This is a genomic window from Actinoplanes awajinensis subsp. mycoplanecinus (assembly GCF_001509495.1).
GTDB classification, from domain to species: domain Bacteria; phylum Actinomycetota; class Actinomycetes; order Mycobacteriales; family Micromonosporaceae; genus Actinoplanes; species Actinoplanes palleronii.
In genome coordinates this window covers 14,798-25,731 of sequence record NZ_LLZH01000348.1, presented here as the reverse complement: position 1 = coordinate 25,731, position 10,934 = coordinate 14,798, and the positions used below count along the sequence as shown (strand labels likewise).

Annotated in this window: 10 protein-coding genes and 2 tRNA genes; 6 read left to right on the top strand and 6 right to left on the bottom strand. The window is 73.7% G+C overall.

The window, feature by feature from the left end; all coding sequences use genetic code 11:
- Window positions 1-556 precede the first annotated feature (556 nt).
- Both ADL15_RS49995 and ADL15_RS49990 read right to left on the bottom strand, forming a co-directional pair.
- On the bottom strand, window positions 557-1,126 hold the full coding sequence (locus tag ADL15_RS49995) for a hypothetical protein (protein ID WP_067708336.1): 570 nt from the start codon (window positions 1,124-1,126) through the stop codon (window positions 557-559).
- A gap of 2 nt (window positions 1,127-1,128) precedes the next feature.
- Complete coding sequence (locus ADL15_RS49990) at window positions 1,129-1,764, bottom strand: hypothetical protein (RefSeq protein ID WP_067708334.1); 636 nt, start codon at window positions 1,762-1,764, stop codon at window positions 1,129-1,131.
- A gap of 97 nt (window positions 1,765-1,861) precedes the next feature.
- Here ADL15_RS49990 and ADL15_RS49985 point away from each other — a divergent pair, with 97 nt between their 5' ends.
- Window positions 1,862-3,304, top strand: coding sequence for a GGDEF domain-containing protein (locus ADL15_RS49985; RefSeq protein WP_198171364.1), 1,443 nt, complete (start codon window positions 1,862-1,864; stop codon window positions 3,302-3,304).
- Here ADL15_RS49985 and ADL15_RS49980 read toward each other — a convergent pair.
- The 3 genes from ADL15_RS49980 to ADL15_RS49970 are packed head-to-tail and all read right to left on the bottom strand — an operon-like array spanning window position 3,274 to window position 5,977.
- Complete coding sequence (locus tag ADL15_RS49980; protein ID WP_067708328.1) at window positions 3,274-4,032, bottom strand: cobalt-precorrin-6A reductase; 759 nt, start codon at window positions 4,030-4,032, stop codon at window positions 3,274-3,276. The two genes, ADL15_RS49985 and ADL15_RS49980, sit on opposite strands and share 31 nt — an antisense overlap.
- Entirely contained in the window at window positions 4,029-4,772 is a 744-nt protein-coding gene (cobM, locus tag ADL15_RS49975) for a precorrin-4 C(11)-methyltransferase (protein ID WP_067708325.1), read from the bottom strand. Before cobM ends, ADL15_RS49980 begins: the two co-directional genes overlap by 4 nt.
- Window positions 4,769-5,977 (bottom strand): bifunctional cobalt-precorrin-7 (C(5))-methyltransferase/cobalt-precorrin-6B (C(15))-methyltransferase, encoded by a 1,209-nt coding sequence (locus ADL15_RS49970; RefSeq protein WP_067708322.1) that lies wholly within the window; start codon window positions 5,975-5,977, stop codon window positions 4,769-4,771. The genes cobM and ADL15_RS49970 overlap by 4 nt, the downstream gene beginning before the upstream one ends.
- 165 nt (window positions 5,978-6,142) lie before the next feature.
- On the opposite strand from ADL15_RS49970, the gene ADL15_RS49965 reads away from it, so the two are divergent.
- Genes ADL15_RS49965 through ADL15_RS49955 form a run of 3 tightly spaced genes read left to right on the top strand, consistent with a single transcriptional unit; the run spans window position 6,143 to window position 9,403 of the window.
- Window positions 6,143-8,086 carry a ferredoxin reductase family protein gene (locus tag ADL15_RS49965; protein ID WP_232345124.1) on the top strand — a complete coding sequence of 648 codons (1,944 nt, stop codon included), beginning with the start codon at window positions 6,143-6,145 and terminating at the stop codon, window positions 8,084-8,086.
- 40 nt (window positions 8,087-8,126) lie between these two features.
- The gene (locus tag ADL15_RS49960) at window positions 8,127-8,639 is read left to right on the top strand and encodes an FMN-binding protein (RefSeq protein ID WP_067708319.1); all 513 of its coding nucleotides are present in this window, start codon (window positions 8,127-8,129) and stop codon (window positions 8,637-8,639) included.
- A 32-nt stretch (window positions 8,640-8,671) separates the two neighbouring features.
- On the top strand, window positions 8,672-9,403 hold the full coding sequence (locus ADL15_RS49955; protein WP_067708350.1) for an FAD:protein FMN transferase: 732 nt from the start codon (window positions 8,672-8,674) through the stop codon (window positions 9,401-9,403).
- Between the two features lie 17 nt (window positions 9,404-9,420).
- Here the strand turns inward: ADL15_RS49955 and ADL15_RS49950 are convergent, their stop codons facing one another.
- Window positions 9,421-10,599, bottom strand: a complete 1,179-nt coding sequence (locus ADL15_RS49950) for a GNAT family N-acetyltransferase (RefSeq protein WP_067708317.1) — start codon at window positions 10,597-10,599, stop codon at window positions 9,421-9,423.
- Between the two features lie 133 nt (window positions 10,600-10,732).
- On the opposite strand from ADL15_RS49950, the gene ADL15_RS49945 reads away from it, so the two are divergent.
- Window positions 10,733-10,804: transfer RNA gene (locus ADL15_RS49945), tRNA-Gly, on the top strand.
- Window positions 10,805-10,844: 40 nt separating this feature from the next.
- Window positions 10,845-10,915 (top strand) — tRNA-Cys (locus ADL15_RS49940).
- The last annotated feature ends 19 nt before the right edge of the window (window positions 10,916-10,934 follow it).

The following is a 10,934-nucleotide window of genomic DNA, read 5'->3' as shown; positions in this document are numbered from 1 at the left end:
ACCAAAAAGGGCTACATCACCAGAACCAGCCCCGGCCACTACGCCCTCCCACCCACACCCTTGACAACCACACCACCGCCCTAACCGCGCGGCCTTGCCACCTGGGGGCGCTAGCCGCACGCACAACCCGACCGCGGACCGCCACCGCCCCCGAACCGGCCCACCACGGACCCCTGCCGCCCCTTCAGTGCCGAGCGCGGACTCCTGCCGCCCTGCCGACGCCGAGCGCGGACTCCTGCCGCCTCGCCGGCATCGATCACCCACGCTGACCGTTACAACAACACCGAGCGACTGGACCTCCCGGCCCGCAACGACACCCCTACCCACCTGCACCCGAACACATCAGCTGAGCGGCATTGGAGCGGCATCGGCTGGTGCTCAGGGTTGTCTCAAGCGGTCTGAGGCAGCCGCCGGCGCCAGCCGAGCGGCCCCGGCTGGTCCTCATGGCCGTCTCGACCCGTCGGAGGCAGCCGTCGGCGCCGGCCGCGTGCCCGGCTGGTGCACACGGTCGTCTCGGCCGGTTTGAGGCAGCCGTCGGCGCCAGCCGGGTGGTGGGTCAGCGGATCCGGGGGAGTTCTTCCTGGGCGGCGGAGAGCCAGTCGAGGGCGTATTCCAGATCGGTGGCCGCGGCGCGATGCCGGTACGAGCGGTCGGCTCGGGCGGACGCCGCGCAGGATTCGATGCGGCGGCGCAGGCCGGCGTACAGATAAGGGTCGTCGATCGGTGCCGGACCGGCCACGGCCCGGCGGGAACGGCGGATCCGCAGGCGGCGGAGCCCCGCGCGGACCGCGAGTGCCGCCCAGACGCCGGCCACCGCGATTCCGGCCAGCGGCAGCGGCCGGGTCGGGCCGGGGATCACCAGCAGCAGCGGGAGTGTCACCAGCAGTCCGGCGGTCAGCGCGGCCAGCAACGTCGGACCGTCGACGGGCCTCGTGGTGGGGCGGTAGCGGGCGGCGGCGGTGAGCAGCTCGCGGCGGGTCTGGCCGAGGCGGGCGAAACCCACCCGGTCCGGGCGGTCGGCGGTCCAGTCACGGCACTGCGCGTCGGTGACGGTCTCGGCGAGTTCCTGGTCGAGGCGTCGCAGCCGCGGCGCGACCCCGCCGGAGAACGGATCATCCCGGCTCACGGCTACTCCTTGGCCAGGTCGTCGAGGTAGCGTTCCAGGCAGTCGATGGCCTGGCAGAGCAGCAGGTCGGCGTGGGCCAGGCGGGCCAGGACCGGATCGGCCGGCACCGCGAGGCGTAGTGCCGGAAGCGGCCAGTTCGCCGAGCCGGCCTGGCGCAGTGTCGCCGAGACCAGCTGGACCCGGGCCCGGACCAGCGGCTCCGGCACCTCGGCGAAACCGTACTGCGCCAGGCCGAAGGAGCGCATCGGCACGGTGGGCACGACATGCCGGGCCGCAGCCGCGACGGAACGCCGCGCCAGGACGGAGCGCAGGGCCGGGAGCAGGCGCAGCGTGGTGACGAGCAGGACGCCGGACGCCACCAGCACCCCCGCCGCGCCGGCGCCGGCCAGCCGGGCCAGGGCGGCCACCCCGGCCACCACCCCGAACGACACCGCCGTCGTGACCAGCAGCGAGATCAGGCCCGCCCCGCCGGTCGCCGCCTCCGCCAGGACCGCGTCGGTTTCGGTCAGGCGGGCGCAGGCCGAGCGGATCCAGAACTGCTCCAGGTCGTCGGTGCTCCGGGTGATCTGGGCCAGCCCGTCGGCGAGCAGCGCGCGCACGGCGTCCAGCTCGGCGGGCAGAGCGCGGACCGGCGACATGAATCGAGCGTCGCACCGATGTGGTGGTGGTGAACTGTCGGGTTTCCGCAGGCGGGGGTTCGCTCAGGTCGGCGCGGCCGGCGCCGATCCTCCCGCCGTGCGCAGACAGATGCCAACCCGGGCACTCGACCGGACCCGGCTCGCCGCGGCCGGTATCGGTGGTCTGGCCGTGCTCATCCAGCTCGGCCAGGTCGGCAACCCCTTGCGGTCGGCCGCCTACGAGCGGGTTTCGGCGGCATCGATCATCGCCTTGGTGGTGTTGCTCGCGGTCGTCTACCGGCGCGGGCGTACCTCCTGGTGGACCGTGCCGGTCGTGCCGGTGCTGGTCACGGTCGGCGCGTCCGGTCTGGCGGATCCGCTGGCCGGCACCGCGCTCTCGCTGGTGTTGCTGATCGTCTGCTCGCTCTACGACACGCATCGGCGGTGGTTCGCCCGGCTGGCGGGCTCGGTCGTCGCCATGCCGGTCGCGGTCGCGATCTCCCCGGCCGTGGTCAGCCAGGCCACCTCCTGGCACGCCCCGTCGGTGCTCGGGCTGGTCCCGCAGATCGTGCTGATGGGTGTGCTGACCCGGGCGTTCTATCTGGGTCTGCGTCGGCAGGAGCTGGCCTCGATCCGGGACGGGATGCTGGCGCGCGCCGGCCGGGAACTGCTCGCGATGTCCGATGGTGGTCAGATCCGCCAGGTCGGTGAACGGATCTCCGCTGAGCTGGTCCGGATGCATCCCGGTGTGGCGTTGCTGATCGTCTTCCGGGATTCCGAGGGTTTGGTGATCGCGTACGCGCCGGGTGCGCCGGGCGAGCTCGCCGGGCGGCGGCTGACCGGGGCGACGCCGGATCCGGCCGAGCTGGCCGCGCTGGCGCCGGGGTTCCGGGACTGGCACGTCGACGGGCTCGGCGGTGCTCCGGCGACCGCGCCGCTGCTGATGATCGTCGGCGGGCGCCGCCCGGTCCCGGCCGACCTGGTGGACGCGTTCCGCAGCCTGTCGTACCAGGTGCAGCTCGCCGACGAGGCGCAGCTGGCCCGGGCCGAGCTGGAGTACCGGGCGCACCACGACCACCTGACCGGGCTGCCCACCCGGGCGAAGTTCCTGGGTGCGGCGCAGGACGCGATCGCCGGCGGCGGCGCGGTGGCCCTGCTCAACATCGACCTGGACGGCTTCAAGCGGGTCAACGACCGGCACGGGCACGCGGCCGGTGACGAGTTGCTGGTCGCGGTGGCCCGGCGGATCACCGTGGCGGCCGGGTCGCACGGTCTCGCGGCCCGGTTCGGCGGTGACGAGTTCGCGCTGTTGCTGTCCGATTTCGACGATCCGGCGCGGGCCGAGGAGGCGGCTGGCCGGCTCTGTGCCGAGCTGGCCGAACCGGTGCTGCTGACGGCCGGCCCGGTGCGGATCGGCGCGAGCATCGGCGTTGCGCTCGCCGAGCCCGGCGTCACCGTCACCGACCTGCTGCGCCACGCCGACATGGCGATGTACACGGCCAAGGCGGGCGGCAAGAACCGCGTGGTCCGCTACGGCTTCGACCACCCGGTATCGGTCTGATCAAAGGCGGTCTCGTTGATCCAGGCCGCCGCGGCGTCCGCGGTGGGCACGGTCGGCGCGGCCAGCACCGGCGGGCGATCCACCATCAGCACCGGTACGCCGAGCGCCCGAGCCGCCACCAGTTTCGCGTCCGAGCCACCGCTGTCCTTGGTGACCAGCACGTCGATCCGATGCTCGGCCAGCAGTGCCCGCTCCCCGTCCACAGTGAACGGTCCCCGGTCCAGCAGCACCCGCAGCTGCCGGGGCGCCGGGGCGTCCGGCGGCTCCACCGAGCGGGCCAGGAACCAGCACTCGTCCAGCTCGGCAAAAACGGACAGGCCCTGCCGTCCGGTGGTCAGGAAAACCCGCCGCCACCGGTGCGTCCGCACGGTCACGGCCGCCTCGGCCAGGGACGCGACGCGGTGCCACTCGTCGCCCGGCGCCGCGCTCCAGCCGGGCCTCCGCACCACCAGCAGGGGTACGCCGATGAGCGCCCCGGCCGCGACCGCGTGCCCGCTCATCGTGGCGGCGAACGGGTGCGTCGCGTCGACCAGCAGCTCGATCCGCTCCGCCCGCAGGAACGCGGCCAGCCCGTCCACCCCGCCGAACCCGCCCACCCGTACGTCACCGTCCGGCCACCGGGGCGCACGGGTCCGGCCGGCCAGCGAGGTGGTCACGTGGTGCTCGCCGGCCAGGAGCCCGGCCAGCTCCCGCGCCTCCGTGGTGCCGCCCAGCAGCAGGATCCTCACGACCGGCAGCGGTCCGCCGAGTACAGGTGACTGTCCGGGAACTGCCCCGCGGTCAGTGCGGCCCCCACCACGATCACCGCGGTCCGCTTGATCCCGGCCTCGCGGACCCGGCCCGCGATGTCGGCGAGCGTGCCCCGGACGATCAGCTCGTCCGGGCGGCTGGCCCGGGCCACCACGGCGACCGGGCAGTCCGCGCCGTAGTTGCCGACCAGCTCGGCGACCACCGCGTCGATCCGCTGCACGGCCAGGTGCAGCACCATGGTGGCCCGGCTCGCGCCGAGCGTGGCCAGGTCCTCACCGGGCGGCATGGCGGTGGCCCGCTCGGCGGTCCGGGTCAGGATCACCGTCTGCGCCACCCCGGGCACGGTGAACTCCCGGCCCAGGCTGGCGGCCGCCGCGGCGAACGCCGGCACGCCGGGAGTGACGTCGTAGGGCACGCCGGCCGCGTCCAGCCGGCGCATCTGCTCGGCGACCGCGCTGAACACCGACGGGTCGCCGGAGTGCAGCCGGGCCACGTCCTGGCCGGCGGCGGAGGCGGTGACCATCTCGGCGATGATCTCGTCGAGGGTCAGGTTCGCGGTGTCCACCCGGCGCGCGCCGGGCGGGCAGGCGTCCAGCAACTCGGCGGGGACCAGGCTGCCGGCGTAGAGGCAGACCGGCGCCGCGCTGAGCAGGCGATGCCCGCGCAGCGTGATGAGGTCGGCGGCGCCGGGCCCGGCGCCGATGAAATGTACGGTCATCGCGTCACCGACCAGATAGTCACCGGCATGAAGGCCCGCCAGCCGGTGAAACCACCCACCGGCGAACCGCGCTGCACCGTCAGGCGGGTCAGCTCACCACCCAGTCTCGCGTACGCCCCGGCCAGCACCGCCTCCGACTCCACCGTCACCGCGTTGGCGACCAGCCGGCCACCGGGGCGCAGCGCCGCGAGGCAGCTCTCCAGCACCCCGTCGCCGGTCACCCCGCCGCCGATGAAGATGGTGTCCGGCTCGGGCAGGCCGGCCAGCGCCCCGGGGGCCGTCCCGTGCACGACCCGCAGGCCGGGCACCCCGAGCGCGGCGGCGTTCGCGGCGATCGTGGCGACCCGCCCGGCGGACGACTCGACGGCGATCGCGCGGCAGGCCGGGTGGGCGCGCAGCCACTCGATGCCGATGCTGCCGGAGCCGGCGCCGACGTCCCAGAGCAGCGCGCCGGGGGTGGGCGCGAGCGCGGCGAGGGTGACCGCGCGGACCTCCCGCTTGGTGAGCTGGCCGTCCGAGGCGTACGCGTCGTCCGGCAGCCCCGGGACCACCGCGACCGGCGGGCCGTCACCGCACTCGACGGCGATCACGTTGAGCGGGTCGCCGACCGGCAGCACCCAGTCGCCGGCCGCGCCGGTGCGCACCCGCTCCTCCGGCCCGCCGAGCTGCTCCAGCACGGTGAGCTGTGCCGACGGATAACCGCGGGCGGTCAGGTGCGCCGCGACGGCGGCCGGGGTGTCCGCGCCGGACGAGAGGATCAGCAGCCGGCGGCCCGGGTTCAGCACCCGGCCGATCGTCGCGACCGGTGCGGTGACCAGGCTCACCACGTCGACACGGGCCAGGTCCCAGCCGAGCCGGGCGGCGGCCAGCGCGACCGAGGACGGGTGCGGGTGCACGGTCAGCCGGCCGGGGCCGAGGATCCGGGCCAGGGTGGCGCCGACACCGTGGAACATCGGGTCGCCGCTGGCCAGTACGCCGACCCGCCGGTCGCGCTCGGCCTCGAACAGTCCGGGCAGCGCCGGGAGCATCGGCGACGGCCAGCACTCGCGGCGTGCGGTCACCTCGGGCGGGAGCAGTGCCAGCTGACGTGGCGAGCCGAAGATCACATCGGTGGCGGTCAGCGCGGCCCGGGCCGTACCGGAAAGGTCCTGCCAGCCTCCGGCGCCGAGTCCGACAACGGTGACCGGAGGGGTTGAGGCACTCACCCGCAGAACCTATCCCGTCCCGGGATCCGGAATTTTCCGGTCCGAAGTTGAGCCATCCGGCGGCGGGGTGCGTACGCATTCCTGACGGCTTCCGACCGAGACCGGACCGTCACGTCGGCCAGGGGTGGCGGGCGCCGCGAGACGACTGGTGAGCAGGTGACGACGATGGCCATACCGGCCTTCCAGGACCAGCGTGAGCTGCCGGACGACGACGACGGCTATTTCTCGAGCCTGCGTTCGGACGCCGCGGACACGTCGTGGGACGCGCCGTCCCGTACGCCGGAGCGCCCGTCCTGGGACTCGCCGTCCCGGTCGTCCCGGCACGCCGAGGCCGAGCGGCCCTCGTGGGACGCGCCGTCGCGCGCCTCGCGCCGCCAGGCCGAGGAGGACCGTCCGTCGCGCTACGCCGACGAGGAGGACCGGGCCCCGCGCGAGCGGCCGTCGTGGGACTCGCCGTCCCGCGCGACCCGCTACGCCGACGAGGAGCGCCCGTCCTGGGACTCGCCGTCGCAGGCGACCCGGCCCGCGCGGGAAGCCCCGGTGGAACGGCCCGGGCGGGAAGCCCCGGTGGAACGGCCCGCACGGGAAGCCCCGGTGGAACGGCCGTCCTGGGACGCGCCGTCGCACGCCGCGCGGGAACCGCTGCCGGCCTGGCCGGAGCCCGAGCCCGGCCCGCTGTCCCGGCCCGACGACCCCTACCGCCGCGGTGACATCGCCGTCGAGTCGAGCACCGACCCGACCGGCTGGAAGGCCGGCACCGGCGTCCCGATGCCGGACGACCGCCCGCCCGCCGAGGCCACCTCGGGCAACCGGCTCTTCACCGTGCTGCTGTTCTTCTCCGGGCTGGCCACCAGCGTGGCGCTCTGGCTCTTCGACACCCAGGCCGGCGCGGTCAGCGACACCGCCAGCCTGATGCTGGCCACCGGCCGGATCACCGGTCTGATCGGTGGCTACCTGCTCTTCATCCAGCTGCTGATGATGAGCCGGGTCTCCTGGCTGGAGGAGTGGGTCGGCTCGCGCGACCTGCTCCGCTGGCACCGCTGGCTGGGCACCTCGCTGCTGGTCGCGGTCGTCGCCCACATCGTCACGATCGTCTACGGGTACGCCCTGCTGGCACAGACCGGCGTCGTCGAGCAGGGCTGGACGGTGATCACCACGTTCCCCGAGATGATCAGCGCGACCGTGGCCACCGGCCTGCTGGTGCTGATCTCGCTCACCTCGGTCCGGTTCCTGCGCACCCGGCTGCCGTACGAGTTCTGGCACCTGCTGCACCTCACCGGCTACCTGGTCCTGCTGCTCGGGTACGGCCACCAGGTCGCCACCGGCGCGGACCTGAGCGGCCGGTTCGCCTCGTACTTCTGGCCCGGCCTGGGCGCGCTGGTGATCGCGGCGCTGGTCTGGGGCCGGATCGTCGAGCCGGTCTGGCTGAACGCCCGGCACCGGTTCACCGTCGCCGAGGTGGTCAGCGAGGGCGCCAACACGTTCTCCATCTACATCGCCGCGAAGCGCCTGGACAAGCTGCCCGCGCAGGCCGGCCAGTTCATGCGCTGGCGGTTCCTGAACGGCAACGGCTGGTGGCAGTCGCACCCGTTCTCGCTCTCCGCCGCACCGAACCGGGAGTGGCTGCGGCTGACCGTCACGGTGGCCGGCGGGCACACCGCCAAGCTGGCCCAGATGCGGCCGGGCACGCCGGTGTGGGCCGAGGGCCCGTTCGGCACGTTCACCGCGCAGCGCCGCACCCGCCGTCGCGCGCTGCTGATCGCCGGTGGCAGCGGCATCGCGCCGGTGCGCGCGCTGCTCGAGGACATGCCGGCCGACACCATCGTGATCTACCGGGCCAGCCGCCCGGACGAGCTGGTGTTCCGCGCCGAGCTGGAGGAGCTGGCCGAGGAGCGGGACGCCTGGGTGCGTTACATCGTCGGTAACCGTACCGACCCGGGACCGCGGCGGCTGTTCACCGAGGCCGGCATGCGCGGGCTGGTGCCCGACGTGAACCGCCGGGACGTGTACCTGTGCGGCCCGCCCGGACTCGTCAACGCGGCCGTCGTGACGCTCAAGCAGCTCGACGTGCCGGACAGCCAGATCCACCTCGACCCGTTCGAGTTCTGATCCCCCTACCCCCTACCCCCTACGACCTGGGAGTTTTGCCATGCGCCGTAGTACCGCAGCAGCTGTCGGCACCCTCACCGGCGCGGCCCTGATCCTCGGGGTCCGCCTGAGCGTGCAGCCGGTGGGTGCCCCGGTGGCGGCCGAGCCGGCCGCCCAGGAGGTGACCGAGGAGCCGGCGCCGGACGAGTCGGCCGCGGCCAAGAAGCCCGCCGCGAAGGAGTCCTCGAAGGGCAAGGCGAGTGCCAAGCCGACCGAGGAGGCCGAGGACGAGAGCGGCCTGAAGAACGGCACCCACCAGGGCAAGGCCGTGCAGAACCCGTACGGCACGGTCCAGGTGACCATCAAGGTCAGCGGCGGCAAGATCACCAGTGCCAACGCGACGTACCCGAAGACCGGGTTCAGCGGCACGATCAACCCGAACGCGGTCACCAAGCTCGGCCAGGAGACCCTCAAGGCACAGAGCGCCAAGGTCGACACGGTCTCCGGCGCCACCTTCACCAGCCAGTCCTACGTCACGTCGCTGCAGGCCGCGCTGAACGCCGCCGGCGCGTAGGGTCGGTGCTCGTGCGCCACGTCGAGCAGGTCATGGGTACGGTCGTCAGCATCGACATCGCGGACGACCTGCCCGAGGCGCGGCTGCGCGAGCTGGTCGCCTCGACGTGCGCGTGGCTGCACGAGGTGGACGCGCGGTTCAGCACGTACCGGGACGACAGCGAGGTGTCCCGGGTACGGGCCGGCACGCTGAAGCCGGCCGACGGCTCCGCCGACCTGCGCCTGGTGCTCGACAAGTGCGCCGACCTGTGGCGGGAGACCGACGGGTACTTCGACGCGTACGCGGCCGGGCCGCTGGACCCGTCCGGATACGTCAAGGGCTGGTCGGTCGAGGTGGCCTCGGCCCGGCTGGCCGCCGCCGGTTCGACCCGGCACCACATCAACGCCGGCGGTGACATCCGGATGCGTGGCACGGCGCCGGACGGCGGCCCCTGGCGGGTCGGCGTCCGGCATCCCTGGGAGGCCGACAAACTCGCCTGGGTCCTGGCCGTCCGGGAGGGTGCGGTGGCCACTTCCGGTACGTACGAGCGGGGCGCCCACGTGTGGAACCCGCGTACCGGCAAACCGGCCGAGGGCCTGCGCTCGGTGACCGTGGCCGGCCCGGACCTGGCGGTGGCCGACGCGTACGCCACGGCCGCGCTGGCGATGGGCGAACCCGGCCTGGCCTGGCTGGCCAAGCGGGTCGCCGACGGGTACGAGTCGGCCGCCGTGACCGACGACGGCCGCGCGTTCACCTCGCCCGGACTGCCCGTCGCTGCTGCCTAGAATTCCGTTGCTCCCGCCTAGAACTCCGCGAACAGGTACGGCGTCTCGCGGGGGAACAACTCGCCCAGCCGGGTCATCGCGGTGGCGTCCAGCTCGCCCAGCCCGCGGGTGACCACCTCGACCGGGTCGAGCACTCCGTAGGCCAGCGCGCTGAACCCGGCCGCGGTGAGCGTCGCCGACGGCGTACCGCCCGGGGTGACCGTCAACCGGCCGTCGTCCGCGCCCAGCCGCCAGACGCCGCCGATCAGCTCGTCGCCGGCGATCTCCACGGTGATCCCGCCCCGCCCGGCCCGGGACCCGGCCAGCGCGGGCACGTCCAGCACCCGGACCATCGGGGCGTTGCGGCGCGGGTAGTCGGCCGTGCCGGTGGTGGTCACCGACAGGTCGGTGCCCCACAGCTCGGGCAGCTCGTCGGCGCCCAGGCGCACCTCGATCCGGGCGACCTGGTCGACGTGCCGGGCGAAGAACTGCAGCAGCAGCGCCCGGCCCAGTGGCCCGGTGCTGAACAGGTTCGACGCGATCAGGTCACCGCCGTGCTCGTCGATCCGGTAGCGCACCCCACCCACCACCTCGTCGCCGGCCCGGGCCAGCGCCACCCAGTACGGCTCCTCGCGGAACTCGGCGGCCCGTACCTCGTCGAACACCGCGAACCCGTGCCGCTCGTCCAGCAGCCGGTGCAGCAGACCGTCGTACGGTGAAAAGCCCTCCTTGATCGGCAGGCGCTGGACCGCACCGGGAAGCTCGCGCCGCAGCAACTCGGAAAGCCCCTCCGGGGCGAACCGGGCCACCCGGGCCACCGGGATGCCGACGAACCCGAACCGCGCGTAGAAGCTCGGCCGGAACGGGTACAGCGCGCTCACCGCGCACCCCTGCTCCCGCGTCTGCCGCAGCAACCGGTCGAGCAGCTCGCGGACCAGGCCCCGGCGCCGCGCCGACGGATGGGTCGTCACCGACGCCACCCCGGCCATGTCGTGCACCAGGCCGCGCACGTTCTGCCGCATCGGCAGGGCGGCCACCCCGGCCAGCGTCTCGCCGTCCTCCTCGGCGATCAGGCAGGTCGTCGTCGTGAAGTACCGCATCCGCTGCCGGTACTTCTCGGCCAGGTCGTCATCCCACGGCGACGGCATGAACGCGTACGCCTGCAGGGGGAACAGGGTCGCCGGACGCTCGTCGGCGGTGATCTCCCGGATCTTCATGCCTCCATGATTTCCGCCCCGCCGACGGCGGTCCATCCGCCCTGGTCACGACACGCCAGGGGACCCCGGTTTGGCGTAGCCGCAGGTGACCGGATATGGTTTTCTCCGTCGCCAGGGAAGCCCGGCAGACAACGCGGACGTGGCGCAGTGGTAGCGCATCACCTTGCCAAGGTGAGGGTCGCGGGTTCGAATCCCGTCGTCCGCTCGGAGAGGCCTCACAGGATTTCCGTGTGCGGGGCCTGCTCGGTGGAGTGGCCGAGAGGCGAGGCAACGGCCTGCAAAGCCGTGTACACGGGTTCAAATCCCGTCTCCACCTCGCAAGCTGTGTGATAAAC